The sequence below is a fragment of the Streptomyces nymphaeiformis genome (assembly GCF_014203895.1).
GTDB classification, from domain to species: domain Bacteria; phylum Actinomycetota; class Actinomycetes; order Streptomycetales; family Streptomycetaceae; genus Streptomyces; species Streptomyces nymphaeiformis.
On the sequence record NZ_JACHJY010000004.1, the window covers coordinates 518721 to 534572 of the forward strand.

Annotated in this window: 15 protein-coding genes; 8 read left to right on the forward strand and 7 right to left on the reverse strand. The window is 73.0% G+C overall.

Annotated features, from left to right (window positions below):
- The first annotated feature begins 20 nt into the window (after positions 1-20).
- A complete protein-coding gene (gene cydD / locus GGE06_RS16535; protein WP_184931138.1) occupies positions 21-3572 on the forward strand; it encodes a thiol reductant ABC exporter subunit CydD in 3552 nt (1183 codons plus the stop codon).
- 20 nt (positions 3573-3592) lie between these two features.
- A complete protein-coding gene (locus GGE06_RS16540) occupies positions 3593-5305 on the forward strand; it encodes a sensor histidine kinase (RefSeq protein ID WP_116159940.1) in 1713 nt (570 codons plus the stop codon).
- Positions 5306-5416: 111 nt separating this feature from the next.
- Here the strand turns inward: GGE06_RS16540 and GGE06_RS16545 are convergent, their stop codons facing one another.
- The 4 genes from GGE06_RS16545 to GGE06_RS16560 form a co-directional block, all read right to left on the reverse strand.
- Positions 5417-6289, reverse strand: coding sequence for a Cof-type HAD-IIB family hydrolase (locus GGE06_RS16545; RefSeq protein WP_184931139.1), 873 nt, complete (start codon positions 6287-6289; stop codon positions 5417-5419).
- A 79-nt stretch (positions 6290-6368) separates the two neighbouring features.
- Positions 6369-7019 carry an NAD(P)-dependent oxidoreductase gene (locus tag GGE06_RS16550; RefSeq protein WP_116159938.1) on the reverse strand — a complete coding sequence of 217 codons (651 nt, stop codon included), beginning with the start codon at positions 7017-7019 and terminating at the stop codon, positions 6369-6371.
- A complete protein-coding gene (locus GGE06_RS16555; protein WP_184931140.1) occupies positions 7016-7819 on the reverse strand; it encodes an SGNH/GDSL hydrolase family protein in 804 nt (267 codons plus the stop codon). The genes GGE06_RS16550 and GGE06_RS16555 overlap by 4 nt, the downstream gene beginning before the upstream one ends.
- Before the next feature lies 1 nt (position 7820).
- Positions 7821-8540, reverse strand: a complete 720-nt coding sequence (locus GGE06_RS16560; protein ID WP_312883161.1) for a hypothetical protein — start codon at positions 8538-8540, stop codon at positions 7821-7823.
- Positions 8541-8609: 69 nt separating this feature from the next.
- On the opposite strand from GGE06_RS16560, the gene GGE06_RS43425 reads away from it, so the two are divergent.
- Positions 8610-9125: a MarR family winged helix-turn-helix transcriptional regulator gene (locus GGE06_RS43425; RefSeq protein WP_116159936.1), complete on the forward strand. Its 516-nt coding sequence runs from the start codon at positions 8610-8612 to the stop codon at positions 9123-9125.
- A 579-nt stretch (positions 9126-9704) separates the two neighbouring features.
- Here GGE06_RS43425 and GGE06_RS16570 read toward each other — a convergent pair.
- Together GGE06_RS16570 and GGE06_RS43740 are read right to left on the reverse strand one after the other, a co-directional pair.
- Positions 9705-9845 (reverse strand): hypothetical protein, encoded by a 141-nt coding sequence (locus GGE06_RS16570; protein WP_181924572.1) that lies wholly within the window; start codon positions 9843-9845, stop codon positions 9705-9707.
- Between the two features lie 142 nt (positions 9846-9987).
- Entirely contained in the window at positions 9988-10299 is a 312-nt protein-coding gene (locus GGE06_RS43740) for a hypothetical protein (protein WP_147321082.1), read from the reverse strand.
- Between the two features lie 159 nt (positions 10300-10458).
- On the opposite strand from GGE06_RS43740, the gene GGE06_RS16580 reads away from it, so the two are divergent.
- The 3 genes from GGE06_RS16580 (at position 10459) to GGE06_RS16590 (ending at position 12446) form a co-directional block, all read left to right on the forward strand.
- Positions 10459-11454 carry a helix-turn-helix transcriptional regulator gene (locus GGE06_RS16580; protein ID WP_116159933.1) on the forward strand — a complete coding sequence of 332 codons (996 nt, stop codon included), beginning with the start codon at positions 10459-10461 and terminating at the stop codon, positions 11452-11454.
- Positions 11455-11653: 199 nt separating this feature from the next.
- Positions 11654-12175, forward strand: coding sequence for a helix-turn-helix transcriptional regulator (locus tag GGE06_RS16585; protein WP_246532585.1), 522 nt, complete (start codon positions 11654-11656; stop codon positions 12173-12175).
- A 58-nt stretch (positions 12176-12233) separates the two neighbouring features.
- Positions 12234-12446 (forward strand): MbtH family protein, encoded by a 213-nt coding sequence (locus GGE06_RS16590; protein ID WP_116159932.1) that lies wholly within the window; start codon positions 12234-12236, stop codon positions 12444-12446.
- Here the strand turns inward: GGE06_RS16590 and GGE06_RS16595 are convergent.
- Positions 12406-13212, reverse strand: coding sequence for a 4'-phosphopantetheinyl transferase family protein (locus GGE06_RS16595; protein ID WP_116159931.1), 807 nt, complete (start codon positions 13210-13212; stop codon positions 12406-12408). The genes GGE06_RS16590 and GGE06_RS16595 overlap by 41 nt on opposite strands.
- Positions 13213-13557: 345 nt before the next feature.
- Here GGE06_RS16595 and GGE06_RS16600 point away from each other — a divergent pair, with 345 nt between their 5' ends.
- Together GGE06_RS16600 and glyA are read left to right on the forward strand one after the other, a co-directional pair.
- The gene (locus GGE06_RS16600; RefSeq protein ID WP_181924571.1) at positions 13558-14379 is read left to right on the forward strand and encodes a TauD/TfdA family dioxygenase; all 822 of its coding nucleotides are present in this window, start codon (positions 13558-13560) and stop codon (positions 14377-14379) included.
- A 34-nt stretch (positions 14380-14413) separates the two neighbouring features.
- Positions 14414-15781 (forward strand): serine hydroxymethyltransferase, encoded by a 1368-nt coding sequence (gene glyA / locus GGE06_RS16605; protein ID WP_116159929.1) that lies wholly within the window; start codon positions 14414-14416, stop codon positions 15779-15781.
- Positions 15782-15852 lie beyond the last annotated feature (71 nt).

The following is a 15852-nucleotide window of genomic DNA, read 5'->3' on the forward strand; positions in this document are numbered from 1 at the left end:
CCACCGCTCACCAGAGGGGCATGTTTCACGTGAAACCGATCGACCCGCGCCTGCTCCGGTACGCCAGGGCCACCCGTCTCTTCCTCGTCGCGGTGGTCGTGCTCGGCCTCGTCGGAGCGGCGCTGGTCATCGCCCAGGCGATGCTCATCGCCGAGATCGTGGTGGGGGCCTTCCAGAAGGCCCAGTCGGTTTCCGATCTGACCACCGCGCTGCTGCTGCTCGCCGGAGTGGCGGTGGCGCGGGGGCTGGTCTCCTGGCTGACCGAGCTCGCCGCCCACCGGGCGAGCGCGGCGGTCAAGTCCGAGCTGCGCGGCCGGCTCCTCGGCCGCGCGGCCGCGCTCGGACCGGGGTGGCTGAGCGGCCAGAAGGCCGGTTCGCTGATCGCCCTCGCCACCCGGGGCGTGGACGCCCTCGACGACTACTTCGCCCGCTATCTGCCGCAACTGGGTCTCGCGGTGGTCGTGCCGGTGGCGGTGCTTGCCCGGATCGTCACCGAGGACTGGGTCTCGGCGGCGATCATCGTGGTCACGCTGCCGCTCATCCCGGTCTTCATGATCCTCATCGGCTGGTACACCCAGGCCCGGATGGACCGTCAGTGGAAGCTGCTCTCGCGGCTCTCCGGGCACTTCCTGGACGTGGTGGCCGGCCTTCCCACCCTCAAGATCTTCGGCCGCGCGAAGGCCCAGGCCGAGTCGATCCGGGCGATCACCTCGGAGTACCGCGTCGCGACGATGCGCACGCTGCGGATCGCCTTCATCTCCTCCTTCGCCCTGGAGCTGCTCTCGACCCTCTCGGTCGCGCTCGTCGCCGTGACCATCGGCATGCGGCTCGTCCACGGTGAGCTCGATCTGTACACCGGGCTCGTCATCCTGGTCCTGGCGCCCGAGGCGTACCTCCCGCTGCGACAGGTGGGGGCGCAGTACCACGCGGCGGCGGAGGGGCTCGCGGCGGCGGAGGAGATCTTCGAGGTCCTGGAAGCACCGGTGCGGGGTGCCGGTACGGGGGCGGTGCCCGCCTCCGTACGGGTCGAGCTGGACCGGGTGACGGTGCGGCACGCGGGGCGCGCCGAGCCCTCGCTCGACGCGGCGACGCTGACGGTCGAGCCGGGCGAGACGGTGGCCCTGGTCGGGCCGAGCGGGGCCGGGAAGTCGACGCTCCTCGACGTCGTGCTCGGGTTCGCGGTGCCGCAGGAGGGCGGTTCGGTACGGGTCGGGGGCGTCGACCTGGGGTCGCTGGACCTTGAGGAGTGGCGGTCCCGGATCGCCTGGGTGCCGCAGCGGCCGTACCTCTTCGCGGGGACGGTCGCCGAGAACGTACGACTCGCCCGGCCGGACGCGTCTGACTCGGCGGTACGGGAGGCCCTGCGGGACGCGGGGGCGGACGGGTTCGTCGCGGGGCTGCCGCGGGGGATCGAGACGGTCCTCGGCGAGGACGGTGCGGGGCTTTCGGCCGGGCAGCGGCAGCGGCTTGCGCTGGCGCGGGCGTTTCTGGCGGATCGACCGGTGCTGCTGCTCGACGAGCCGACCGCGGCGTTGGACGGTGTCACCGAGGCGGGGGTCGTCGAGGCGGTGCGTCGCCTCGCGGCGGGGCGGACGGTGCTGCTCGTGGTGCACCGGCCTGCGCTGCTCGCTGTCGCGGACCGGGTGGTGACGGTCGGCGGGGCAGGGGCAGGGGCCGGGGTCGGTGCGGGTCCCGGGGGTGCGGGTGCGACGGTGAGCGACGGGTCCGTCGGGGAGGTGTGCCCGCCCGGGGCGGAGCGCACGCCCACCACCGGTGCGGAGCCGACGCCCACACGTCGTACGGCGGCCCTGGCGCGTGTACGTGCCCAGGCCCGGGAGCTCAAGGGGCGGATTGCGCTGGCCTTGTTGCTCGGGAGTCTGGCGCTCGGGTCGGCCGTGGGGCTCATGGCGGTGTCCGGGTGGCTCATCTCCCGGGCTTCCGAGCAGCCGCCCGTGCTCTATCTGATGATGGCCGTCACCGCCACGCGCGCCTTCGGCATCGGGCGGGCCGTCTTCCGGTACGCCGAGCGGCTCGTCTCGCACGATGCCGTCCTGCGGATGCTGGCCGACCTGCGGGTCTCCGTCTACCGGCGGCTTGAGCGGATCGCCCCGGCCGGCCTCGGCCGCACCCGGCGCGGTGACCTCCTCGCGCGGCTCGTGCAGGACGTCGACGCGCTCCAGGACTACTGGCTGCGCTGGCTGCTCCCGGTGGGCGCCGCACTCCTCGTGGGGGTCGGTTCCGTCGGGTTCACCGCCTGGATGCTGCCCGAGGCCGGGGCCGTCCTCGCCGTCGGCCTGCTGGTCGCCGGCGTCGCCGTGCCGGCCGCCGGCGGGGCCCTCGCCCGCCGGGCCGAGCGGCGGCTCGCCCCCGCGCGCGGCACCCTCGCGACCGCCGTGGCCGATCTGCTGCGCGGCTGCGCCGAACTGACCGTCTCCGGTGCGCTCCGGGGCCGGATCGAGCGGGCCCGGGACGCCGACCGCGCCCTCACCTCCATCGCCTCCCGGCAGGCCGCCGCCACCGCGCTCGGCGCCGGGCTCTCGGCCCTCGTCTGCGGCCTGACGGTCGCGGCCGCCGCGCTCGTCGGCGTCCAGGCCGTGCGGGACGGGCGGCTCGACGGCGTGGCCCTCGCCGTGATCGTCCTGACGCCGCTCGCCGCCTTCGAGGCCGTCACCGGACTGCCGCTCGCCGTCCAGTACCGGCAGCGGGTCAAGCGCAGTGCCGAGCGGGTCTTCGAGGTGCTCGACGCCCCCGTCCCCGTACAGGAGCCGCGGACGCCCGCCGCTCCCCCGGCGAGCCCGTTCCCGCTGGAGCTGTCCGGGCTCTCGGCCCGGTACGCCGGGCAGGAGCGGCTCGCGCTCGACGGGTTCGGGCTCACCCTGGAGGCCGGGCGCCGGGTCGCCGTCGTCGGCGCCTCGGGATCGGGCAAGACCACGCTCGCCCAGGTGCTGCTGCGGTTCCTGGACGTGGAGCACGGCACGTATCGGCTCGGCGGTGTCCCCGCGTGGGAGCTCGACGGCGACGCCGTCCGGCGGCTCGTCGGGCTCTGCGCCCAGGACGCCCACCTCTTCGACAGCTCCGTCCGCGAGAACCTGCGGCTCGCCAAGGTCGGCGCGGACGACGGGGAGCTGCGCGAGGCGCTGCGCCGGGCCCGGCTGCTCGACTGGGTCGACGGCCTGCCCGCCGGACTCGACACGCTCGTCGGCGAGCACGGCTCCCGGCTCTCCGGAGGCCAGCGGCAGCGGCTCGCGCTCGCCCGGGCCCTCCTCGCCGACTTCCCGGTCCTCGTCCTCGACGAACCCGCCGAGCACCTGGACCTGACCACCGCCGACGCGCTCACCGACGATCTGCTCCGGGCCACCGAGGGCCGCACGACCGTCCTCATCACCCACCGGCTGCACGGACTCGACGCCGTCGACGAGGTGGTGGTCCTCGACGGGGGCCGGACCGTGCAGCGCGGCCCGTACGCCGAGCTCGCGGCGGTGGACGGCCCGCTGCGGCGGATGCTGGAGCAGGAGGGGCAGACGGATGCGCTTCTGAGGGGCGCAGACCAGCCGACTTTTCTCGCCAAATAGGACTTACTAGGCTCAAGCCCATGACCGCTGCCGCGTCCGACGCATCGGACCCCCTGGAAGTCGCCACCCAGGCCACCCGCAGCCTCCAGGGGCTGTCCACGGAGCTCACCGCCCGCGTGCCGCAGCTCCTGGAGGCCATGCGCTCCGTCGGCACCGGGCTCGAACTCCACTCCACGCTCGACCGGATCTGCGAGACCGCCGCCGAGCTCGCCGACGCGCGGTACGCGGCGATCGGCGTCGTCGACGACGAGGGCGAGGGGCTGTCCGACTTCGTCACCTTCGGCGTCGACGAGGACGTGGCCCGGCGCATCGGCCACCGCCCCGACGGGCACGCGGGACTCCTCGGCGCGCTGATCCGCGACCCGCAGACCATCCGCCTCGCCGATCTGTCCGCCGATCCCCGCGCGGCGGGATTCCCGCCGGGACACCCGCCGATGCGGAGCTTCCTCGGCGTCCCCATCCGGGTCCAGGGCGAGATCTTCGGCAACCTCTATCTCGCGGAGAAGCACGGCGGCGGCGAGTTCAACGACTACGACGTGCACATGGTCCGGGTCCTCGCCACCGAGGCCGGCATCGCGATCGGCAACGCCCGCCTGTACGAGGCGGCCCGGCAGCGCGAACGGTGGATCGACGGCTCGGTCGCCGTCACCACCGCGCTGCTCTCCGGCGGCGACGCGGACGACGCGCTCACGGTCGTCGCCGAGCAGGCGCGCCGGCTCGCGGACGCCGACGCCGGGATCGTGCTGCTGCCCGCCGAGGAGGGCGGCCTGGAGATCGTCGCCGTCTCCTCGCCCCGGCCCGTGAAGTCGCTGGGCATGGTCGTCCCGCCCGGGAGCGCCGTCGTGAAGGAACTCCTGGACGGCGAGGCCGTCTTCGTGGCCGACGCCTCGACGGACCCGCGCATGCTGAGCCGGCTGACGTCCTCGTACGGACCGAGCATGATCCTGCCGCTGCAGTCCGGCGGGCGGGTCCTCGGCGCGCTCGCCACGCCACGGGCGCGCGGCGCCCGGCAGTTCACGGAGATGGAGCGGACGCTCGCCACCCAGTTCGCCTCGCAGGCCGCCCTCGCCCTGATGATGGCCGACGCCCAGCGCGACCGGGAGCGCCTCGCCGTCTTCGAGGACCGCGACCGGATCGCCCGCGACCTGCACGACCTGGTCATCCAGCGGCTCTTCGCCACCGGCATGATGCTGGAGAGCGCGCAGCGGAAGTCGATCGTTCCCGCCGTGCGCGAGGGCGTCGGCAAGGCCGTGGACGAACTGGACGTGACCATCCAGGAGATCCGTACGGCGATCTTCGCGCTCCAGCAGGGGCCCGCCGAGGCTCCGTCGGGGCTGCGCACCCGCGTCCTGCGGGAGATCAACATGGCGGCCGTGCCGCTCGGCTTCAAGCCCGCGCACCGCTTCCTCGGCGCGATCGACTCGACGGTCGGGGAACTCACCGGGAAGAACCTCATCGCCGCGCTGCGCGAGGCGCTGTCCAACGCGTTCCGGCACGCGGAGGCGAGCCGCATCGAGGTCGTCGTCGACGCCGGGGTCACCCTGCCCGACGGCTCCGCCGGGGTGCGCCTCTCGGTCGCCGACGACGGCATCGGCATCCCGGCGGGCGGGCGGCGCAGCGGCCTGCGCAACCTGGCCCGCCGGGCCGAGTCGCTGGGCGGCGCGAGCTGGTGCGACCCGGGCCTGGGCGAGGACGGCGGTGGCACGACGGTGGTCTGGGAGGCACCGCTCTGAGCGTCGGGCTTCAGGCCCGGGAGGCCGCCGGTCCGGGCGGCGGGCTTCAAGCCCGGGAGGCCGCCGGTCCGAGCGTCGGGCCTCAGGCCCGGAAGGTCCCCGCTCCGGACGTCAGCCCTGGGGCTCCGCCGCGGCCAGTGCCTCGGCGACGAGCTGTTCGATGACGACGGCCACGCCGTCCTCGTTGTTGCTCACCGTGCGGCCCGAGGCGGCGGCGACGACGTCCGCGTGGGCGTTGCCCATCGCGTACGAGCGGCCGGCCCAGCTCAGCATCTCGATGTCGTTCGGCATGTCGCCGAAGGCGACGACCTCCTCGGCCGCGATGCCGCGCTCGGCGCAGCACAGGGCCAGGGTGGAGGCCTTGGAGACGCCGAGCGCGCTGATCTCGATGAGGGCGGTCGGGCTGGAGCGGGTGAACGCGGCCAGGTCGCCCGCGGCCTCCCGCGCGAGCGCGAGGAACACGTCGGGGTCGAGCTCGGGGTGCTGCGCGAGCAGCTTCAGCACCGGGGCCGCCGAGCCCGGCGTCTCCTCGAAGAGGAGCTTCTCGGCGGTGGCGACGGTGGCGCCGGGGTCGAGGAAGAAGGGCGGGTACAGCGGCTCGTAGTGGATGCCGGTGGTGAGCTCCACGGCGAAGGAGGTCCCCGGCGCGGCGGCGCGCAGGGCGCGGACGACGTCGAGCGCGACCGGCCGCTCCAGGGGGCGGACCTCCAGGAAGGTGCCTCCCGCGTGCAGGTCGACGACGGCGGCGCCGTTGGCGCAGATCGCCATCCCGTGCCCGTGGACGTGGTCGCTGACCACGTCCATCCAGCGGGCCGGGCGGCCGGTGACGAAGAAGACCTCGATCCCGGCCTGCTCGGCCGCCGCGAGGGCGGCGACCGTGCGCGGGGACACGGACTTGTCGTCGCGCAGCAGGGTGCCGTCGAGGTCGGTGGCGATCAGCCGGGCCACCGGGGCGGAAGGGCGCGGGGAACGGGGAGAGGTCACCGCACCATTCTTCCCCACCGGGCGCACGGGCGTGCGAGGAGCTGCACATATGAGTGCGCGGGTTCTCGGGGCGGTGCCTTCAGTACGCGACCTCCACGACGGCCCGGTGGGCGCGGCGGTCGTCGACGTGGGTGAGCAGGTAGTGCGCGAGGTCGGCGCGCGAGAGGGACTTCGGCCGCTCCAGACGGGCGTTCTCGGCGGTCCGGTAGGTGCCGGTCAGCGGGCCGTCGGTCAGCATCGGGGGCCGGACGACCGTCCAGGCGGTGCCGTCCGCGGCGGGTGAGCGGACGAGGCTCTCCATCCGGGCCATGTCGGCGTAACCGTGCCGGTAGAGCCGCTGGATCACGTACCGGGTGACGAGGCGCTGCGGCAGCGGCACCTCCGGGGTGATCTCCAGGCCCGCGGAGGAGAGGCAGAGCAGCCGGCCGACGCCGGAGGCGCGCATGGCCTCGACGAGGTTCCGCGTGCCCTGCGAGTAGACGGTCGTGGGGTGCTTGCGGTCGGTGCTGCCGAGGCAGGAGAGGACGGCGTCGTGGCCGGCGACCGCCTGCCGCCAGGTCTCGGGGGCGAGGGCGTCGCCGGGCAGGACGGTCAGCGGCGCGTCCGGGTCCGTGACCGGGACCCGGGCGGGGTCGCGGGCGACGGCGGTCACCTGGTGGCCGGCGCCGAGGGCCTGGGCCAGGAGCTGTGCGCCCGTACCGCCGGTGACGCCGAAGAGCATCAGCTTCATGACGCCTCCCGCGCGAGCGAGTCGACGAGCGCGACGGTGACGGCCCGCTGGCCTTCGAGGGTGAGGTGGACGCCGTCGTCGAGGTGGAGGCCTTCGGTGGCCCGCCGGGTGTCGACCGTGAGTTCCGGGCGTCCGAGGAGGAAGTCGGCGACGGTGTCGACGTCCTCGCTCGTCCAGCCGATCCCGGCGCGACGGAAGTGCGGGTAGGCGTCGGCCCGTTCCTGGTCCACGGAGCTCGGGGTGAGCCAGATCCAGCGGTCGGGGCCGAGGCCGGAGAGGTCCCGCAGGGCGAGGAGGTTGCGCTCGGTCTCCGCCTCGCTGACCAGCCGGGTGCCGGCCGCTTCCGCGCCGCGGCCCAGGCGCTGGGCGTCGTTCGCGCCGAGCATGCACAGGATCCAGTCGGGCCGCAGGAAGGCGAGCTGGGGCAGGAGGGCGAGGGCCTGCGTGGTGGTGGAACCGGAGACGGCGAGGTCGACGAGTTCGACGCCCTCCGGGAGGAGGTGGCGCAGGATCGAGAACCAGGAGAGCCGGTCGGCGGTGGTGCTCTCGCCGAGGGCGACGATCCGCTGCCCCGGCCGGAAGGGCAGCCGGCCGGCCCGCTCGGCGAAGGCGGGGTCATCGAGCAGCTGGGCCGCGGTGTCCCTGGTCTGGTCATCGAGGTCCTTCAGCAGCTTCCGGTACGCCTCGGTGTCGAGGCCGAAGAGGTCGGCGAGGCGGGTGTCGGGCAGTTCGCCCAGGTAGCGCAGGGTCTTCTCGGGCTGCTGGAAGCGCACGAGCTTGTGCGTAAGGTTCTCGGTCATGTCAGTGCTCCTTGCGGGTGCGGCGACGGGGCAGCAGGAAGCCGGCGGCGATCAGCCAGCCCAGGCAGGTGAAGCGGGCCAGCGGCAGCAGCAGGGCGGCGCCGTCGAAGAGCAGGGTGAGGGTGGAGAGTTCGGCGACCGCCGCCAGGACGAGACCGGTCACGGCGAGCGCGCGGGGCAGCAGTCCGGCGAGGAGCCCGGGGACCGCGATCCCGGCGACGAGCAGGCCCAGCGTCACGACGTGGCCCGGGCCACCGGTCCCGAAGGCCAGGTACTGGAGGGCCCGGACGAGCGAAGGGAGTTCGAGCACCTCCGTACGGGAGAGGGTCCAGCTCACCAGGCCGCAGAGGGCCAGGAATCCGGCGGCGAGGAGGCCCCCGGCCAGGGCGATGGTCGCGCCGGGGGCGCGGACGCCGAGCCGGTGCAGCCGGGCCGAGACCGTGGCGGCGTAGACGGCCAGCGGGACCGAGGCCGCGAACTGGAGGGCGCCGGAGATCCGGACGGCGTCGGAGTGGGCCCGGAACCAGGCCACGATCTCGGCGGTCGCGCCCGTCCCGCCGAAGGGCGAGGGGAAGGGCTCGCCGCCGGCGAGCACGGTGCTGAGCACGAGCCCCGCCAGGAACAGCCCGGTGAACACCACGGCGAGCACGCCGGGCGGCGGTCCTCCCTGGGCTTCCTTCCGAGGGGCTTCCGCGGGCCGGGTGCGGGTCTCTGCAGACACGGGTCCTGTCCGTTCTGTGAGGAGAATAGTTCACAGGGGAGAATCGTTCTTGTGGCGTACGATAACTCCGTGAGCAGTGACCGGCAACCAGTGGAAGATCCCGGGGCGGCGTCCGCCCCGCCCCCGCGCGGCGGAGCGTTCCTCCTCGCCCAGCTCGGGGCGCACGCGGCGGGACGCTTCGGCGAGCGCGTCGGCGAGCTCGGCCTCGCCCCGCCGGACGTCGGCCTGCTGCGGATGATCGCCATGGAGCCGGGACGGAGTCAGCGCTCCCTCGCCACCGACCTCGGGGTCGTTCCGAGCCGGGTCGTCGCGCTCATCGACAACCTGGAGAAGAAGGGGTTCGTCGAGCGGCGCCGCAGCGCCGAGGACCGCCGCCACCACGAGCTGCACCTCTCCGAGGACGGGCGCCGCGCGCTCGGACGCGTCCGCGAGGTCGCCGCGCTGCACGAGGACGACCTGTTCGCGGCGCTCGACGAGGAGGACCGGGACCGGCTGACGGCGCTCCTCGGGCGGATCGCCGAGCAGCAGGGCCTCACCCCGGGCGTCCACCCGGGCTACCGCCACCTGTCGAAGCGCCCGCGCTGAGGGGGGCGGGACGGGCGCGTTCCGACCCGCGGCCATTTCGGCCCGCGCCATTCCGGCCCGTGCCATCCGGCCCGCGGCGTTCCGGCCTGTGCCATCCGGCCCGTGGCATTCCGGTGCGCCGGGACGTGGTCGCCGGACGTGGCCGCCGGGACGTGGCCGTAAAACACCCGTTCGTTTTCGATGCGACGGGGAAGATTCCTGGGAGCTGACGGCGTATCCAGGGAGGGCGGGCATGGTCGCGGGCCGGCGACGTGCGGAGTGCGACTCCTGCGGTGTCCCGTGCGGGGCGTGGGTCGCGAGCCTCGGGATGGCCCTCTGTGCGGAGTGCGAGCAGGCCGGTATGGGACACCCGGCGCGGGAGCCGGTCCTCGTGGGCGAGGTCCTGGACGACTTTCCGGTCCTGCTCGCCCTGTGGCGGAGCCACGAGCGGCGGACGGCCTGAACGGGCCACGGGGTCCGTGCATACGACGAAACGGCACCGAAGACTCTGTCTTCGGTGCCGTTCGGCGTTCTGGACGGGCGCCCCGGGGCGCCCGGCGTCCTGTTCCGTGGACCGACGGCGAGGCGTCGGAGCGGGCGTCAGCCCCAGATCACGTCGTCCAGGGCGGCGGCGGTGACCACGGTGTCGGCGGAGTCGCCGGCCCCGTCGAAAGCCGGGACCAGGAGAGCGAGAGCCGTGAGGATGACTGCAGCCCAGCGGGCGGAACGGAAGCGCAGCAAGGTATGAGTCCCTTACGAATCGGTGGGGGTCGTGTTCCTTCGGTGAGACAAAGCTTCGCCAAGCCGAAAGAGCATCGGAAGGGACTTCAGGTGGACGGAACGGGCCCTGGACCGAACAGGTCATCGGGCCGCGTCCAGGGCCTCAGCCCACGAATCCGTCGAAGCCGTACGGCGCGAGCAGCGGCGCCTCCGAGCGGCCGACCCGCCACCCCGGAAGCGGACCGATCTCGGTGACCGCGCGCAGGCACAGCCGCGCCGCCGTCTCCTCCGCGACCCGGAGTCGGTCGGCGAGCAGATAGACCCCCACCGTCAGTCCGTGGCCCGGACGGGGGTGGATCACCACGTGCTCCACGCCGTCGCCGGGAAGCGCCAGGTCACGGAGGAGATCCGCGAGGTTCTGAGGGACGCACAACTCCGCCTTCCTGTTGAGGAGTTCGGTATGAACGAGATACACATCCGGCATTTTCCTCAAAGGACGAACCGGGAAGAAGAAGAACAGAAGTCCCATTCCGGCAATGGCCGGTACAGTCCAGGCCGCCTTCTGTAGAAAACGGGCCCCCCATGTGATGATGGAGCCACTAAACCGTGAGATCTCCGGGGGGAGAGATGAGCCGTGCTCAAGTCGCTCGGACTTGATTCCATTGCCGAGGCCGTCTACCGGGGCCTTCTGGCGCGGCCGCGTGAGGGTGTGGCGGACCTCGCCGTGCGCCTTGAACTCACTCCCGAGCAGGTCCGGCACGGTCTCGACACCCTGAGCGAACTGGCGCTGCTGCGTCCCTCCTATGACCAGGAGGGCACGCTCTGGCCGGTGTCGCCCGAGGTCGGCCTCCAAATGCTCATGGCACGCCAGCAGGCCGAGCTCGCGGCGCACCAGAAACGGCTGGAGGAATCCCGGGCGGCCGCGGCCCAGCTGATCGCGGAGTACGAGGAGATACGGCCGGCCGAAACCCGCCCGCACAGCGAGCGGCTGACCGGGATCGACCAGATCCGCGACGGGCTCGCCGCCCTCAGCCGGGACACCCGGGAGGAGGTCATGACCTTCGCCCCGGACGGGCCCCAGCGGCCGGAGCACATCGAGGCCGCGAAGCCGCTCAACCAGGAGCTCTTCGACCGGGGTGTCCGGATGCGGACGGTCTACCTCAACAGCGCCCGCAACAGCCCGCACACCCTCCAGTACGTGAGCTGGCTGTCCACGCTGGGCGGCGAGGTGCGCACCGTGCCGACCCTGCCGACCCGGATGATCGTCTTCGACCGCAAGACCGCCGTCATCCCCGTGAACAGCGACAAGAGCGCCGAGGGCGCCGTGGTCCTGACCGGCCAGGGCACGCTGACCGCGCTGTGCGCGCTGTTCGACAGCGTCTGGAACGACGCCCGGCCGCTCAACGAGGAGAGCAGGGCCGACGAGCAGGGCCTCACCGACCAGCAGGCCACCGTCGTCGTCCTGCTGGCCGAGGGCCACACGGACGAGACCATCGCGAAGCGGCTCGGGGTGTCGCCGCGGACCGCGCGGCGGCTGGCCTCCGAGCTGATGACCCGGCTCGGGGCGCGCAGCCGCTTCGAGGCGGGCGTCCGCGCCGTGCAGAACGGCTGGATCTCCGACCAGCGCTGACGCCGCCGTGACCGTTTCAGGGGCCGGCCCTCAGGGGCCGGTCCCTTCGTCGTGCCCCGGCTTCCGTACCCCGGTGTCCCTTTCTGTCCAGGGCCCCAACGGGCCACCGGAGTCGCCTTCCGGTGGGTGCTCCGATCGCGGAGATTGGTCCTGTGGAGCCGGAGCGGACCGGACCGGGCGAAGACGGGGAGACGACGACATGACACGTGCCGGGATCTTCGTCGAGAACCAGCTCGCCCTGCTCGGCATCCGCTATCTGCTCGACGCGGAGGCCGACATCCAGGTCGCGTTCGCCGCGAGCACGCCGTTCGCGGTGGCGCCCGGGTCGGTCGACTGCCTCGTGCTCGACCGGGGCCTGCTCGGCGAGCTGCCGCCCGCCGTCCCCGCCGCCCGCACCGTCCTCCTCACCCGAGGACCGGAGCCGGGCTCGGAGCGGACGGGCGCCACCCTTCCGCTCGACGACGCGCCCCTGCTGCTCGTGGACGCCATCCGGCGGGTGGCGGCACCCGGGCCGGCGCCCGTACGGCAGGGCGTCGCCACGCTCTCCCCGAGGGAGCGCGAGGTGCTCGGGCACCTCGTCGAGGGCTGCACCCACGACCAGGCCGCCCGGCGGATCGGCATCAGCCAGCACACGGTCGACACGTACGTGAAGCGCATCCGCTCCAAGCTCGGCGCGCACAACAAGGCGCAGCTGGTCCGCGCCGCCCTGACCATCCCCTGACCATCCCGCGCGCACCGTCCGCGCACCCCGAACCCCGACAACGACAGCAGGTGGAGACATGACGACCGAAGGCATCGGCACCCAGCTCGTGGTCCGCAATCACGAACTGCAGTACTCGCTCTGGCCCGCCGACCGCGAGCTGCCGGCCGGCTGGGAGCCGGAGGGCTTCAGCGGCGAGCGGCAGGAGTGCCTCGACCACATCGAGCAGGTGTGGACGGACATGAGGCCGCTCAGCGCCCGGGCACCGCAGCCGGCGGCGGCCCCGCACTGAACCCGGCGGCCGAGGGGGTGCTCCGGGAGTAGGCGGTGAAGACCGGCTGTCCGCCGCCGATCACGGCGACCGCGGCCGCGCAGCCCGCACCGGCCTCCAGGTCGGCCAGGACGAAGTCCTCGGCGGGCCTGGCCGCGGGACCGCCCAGGAACAGCACCCTCGGGTCCTCCTCCGGAGCCGACACCCCGACCTCGGACAGCGGTATCCGCAGTCCCTGGCCCGTGGCCTTGAGCACCGCCTCCTTCCGGGTCCACATCCGGTGGAAGCCGCCGATGGTGGCGTGGGCGGGGGTACGGGGCTCCGCGGGGCCGAGGACGTGGGGGAGCAGCTCCGCGGGGGCCACGGAGGCGCTGATCTCCTCGACGTCGATCCCGACGGGACCCGTGCGGGTGACGGCGACCGCCACCCGGGAGCCGGAGTGGGACACCGACACCTGGAGCCCGGTGCCCGGCAGTTCGGGCTTCCCGTGGTTCCTGGAGCAGTCGGGGCAGCGGGCGACCACCTCGACCCACTGGGGCGGCAGGCCGAGATAGCCCGCGGCCGCGGTGCGCAGCAGGGCCCGGCCGGCGATGAACCGCTGCCGGTCCTCGAGGCGGCGCAGCTGCGGGAGCCGGGACTGCTCGGTCTCGTCGAGCAGGTCCAGGCAGGCCTCGGTGACCGTGGCCGGATCCGCCCACCAGACGTGGCAGTCGGCCGGGCCGAGCACGGGAACCGGGGGCTGGTCGATCCGGTGGCCGGCCGCGTACGGCGTGGGGCACGAGCTCATCGTCCACCGCCTGCCTTCCACTGCCGTTCGCCGCCGTTCCGCTGGTCGGGACGGGGAGGTACCGAGGTACCGATCGGCCTCCCATGGTCGCGGCAGGACGGCGTGAGCACACGCCCCCGAAAGCCGTGACACCTGTTCCGGGGACACCGCGCACCCCGTCCCGTGGACGGAATTGGACAGCCCCTGCAATGACCGGATCAGTCCAGGATCCCGATATTGCCCACCGTATGAACGCCCGCCTAACGTCACGGTCGTGATGAAAAGTCAGGGCCTCTCTCTCCCGTAGGAATTCTCATGGCGATAACCCCCTTCAAAACCTCTCCCCTTTCCGACCACCACGGTCTGGTGATCGAAAGCGCAGATCTCCCCCTCGCCGAACTCCCGCACTCCGAGATCGCCGAACTCTTCAAGCAGCACGGCACGCTGATGTTCCGTGGATTCGGCGCCACCGCCGATGATTTCCGCGCGCTGGTCCAGAAGTTCTCGACGAAGCTGTTCTTCCACCAGAACCCCAACCGGGAGACGATCTCCGACGACGGCGCCGTGCTCCTCGTCGACGCGCACCGGAACCCGATCCCGGCGCACTCCGAGATGAGCTACTGCCCGCTGCACCCCGGCCTCCAGTGGTTCTACTGCGTGCGGCCGGCCGACGAGGACGGCGAGACGACGGTCTACGACGGCGTCGAGGCGTACAAGCGGCTCGCCCCGGAGACCCGCGAGCTGTTCGACAAGCTGCGGCTGACCTGGCGCCTGCCGTTCCCGACCGCCCCCGAGCACCAGGAGCGCGTGTTCGGCACGGCCGACCGCGCCGAGCTGGAGGCGCTGTTCGCCACCTTCGACGACTTCGAGTACGACTTCGACGAGGCCGGCAACCTCAACTGGAAGTGGACCGTCTCCGCGGTCCCCCAGGCCCCCTACGTGGACGCGCCCACGCTGTGCAACAGCTACCTGGGCTCCGGGGCGCTCGTGTCCTTCGAGGACGGCTCGTCCATCCCGCAGCACTGCCGCTGGGACGCGCTCGACGCCACCGAGGAGGTGCGGGTCGACCTCCAGTGGGAGTCCGGCGACATCGTCATGATCGACAACAAGCGCGTGATGCACGGCCGGCGCGGCTTCGAGGACCCCGACCGCAAGGTCGCGGCGATGCTCTCGACGCCGAACTTCTGAACCCCCTCACCCCTCACAGTTTGGATTCGGCCCCATGACCCAAGCCGTCGGACTGCCCACGCTCACCCCTCCGACCGCCCCGCTCTCGGCCTTCTACGAGAACGCCCTGCACGCCATGGAGCTCGGGGACCCGGCCCTGTACGGGCTCCTCGACGACGAGCTGCACCGGCAGCGCGAGACCCTCGCGCTGGTCGCCTCCTGCAGCCCCGTGAACCCGGCGGCGCTGCTCGCCGAGGGCAGCTTCTTCGCCAACGTCACGGCCGAGGGCTACCCCGGCCGCAGGTTCCACGCCGGCTGCGTGAACGTCGACAAGGTCGAGGAGCTCGCGGTCGAGCGCGCCAAGCAGGCCTTCGGCGCCCGCTACGCGAACGTCCAGCCGCACTCGGCGAGCACCGCCAACCAGGTCGTGATGAACTCGCTCCTGAAGCCGGGCGACCCGATCCTGGGCCTCGACCTGGACGCCGGCGGCCACCTCAGCCACGGTGCCAAGGTCAACCTCTCGGGCAAGATCTTCGAGGCGCACAGCTACGGCCTCGGGGCCGACGGCCTCATCGACTACGAGGAGGTCCGCGCGCAGGCGCTCGCGCACCGCCCGAAGCTGATCATCGCGGGCACCACCGCCTACCCGCGTACGCTCGACTGGGCAGCGTTCCGCGCCATCGCCGACGAGGTGGGCGCCTACCTGCTGGCCGACATCACCCACATCGCCGGCCTCGTGGTGGCCGGTCTGCACCCCTCGCCGCTGGCCCACGCCCATGTCGTGACGACGTGCACGCACAAGCAGCTCTACGGCCCGCGCGGCGGCCTGATCATGCTCGGCGACTCGGCCGACATGGTGCTCCCCACCGGCCGCACGCTCCAGCAGACCCTGAACACCGGGCTCTTCCCGCTGATCCAGGGCGCGCCCGTGGTCAACAGCATCGCCGCCAAGGCCTACGCCCTGGGGGCCGCGACCACGCCGGAGTTCGCCGCCCGGATCCACCGGGTCCGCGACCTCGCGGCCGCCCTCGCCGGGCAGCTCGTCGCCCGCGGAGTGCGGGTGATCTCCGGCGGAACCGACAACCACATCGTCGTGGCCGACGTCCTCACGTCGTACGGCGTCACCGGTGTCAACGCCGAGAAGGCGCTGGAGCAGTGCGGCGTGCTCGTCAACAAGAACCGGATCGTCGGCGACACGCACTCCGCGTTCGTCACGTCGGGCGTGCGCTTCGGCAGCAACAGCATGGCGGCCCGCGGTTTCGACGAGGCCGACGTCGCGGAGGTCGCGGAGCTCGTCCACGAGGTGCTGACCGACCTCGAGAACACCTCCAACAACACCTACGCCCTCGACCCCGCGCTGCGGGCGCGCGTCCAGGAGCGGATCCGCAGCATCTGCCACCGCCGGCCGGTCGCCGGCTACTGACCGCGATTCCCCGGCGGGCCGGCGAACCCCCATGACGCCGGCCCGCCCCCGCGGTGTGCCCTCCGAGCCAC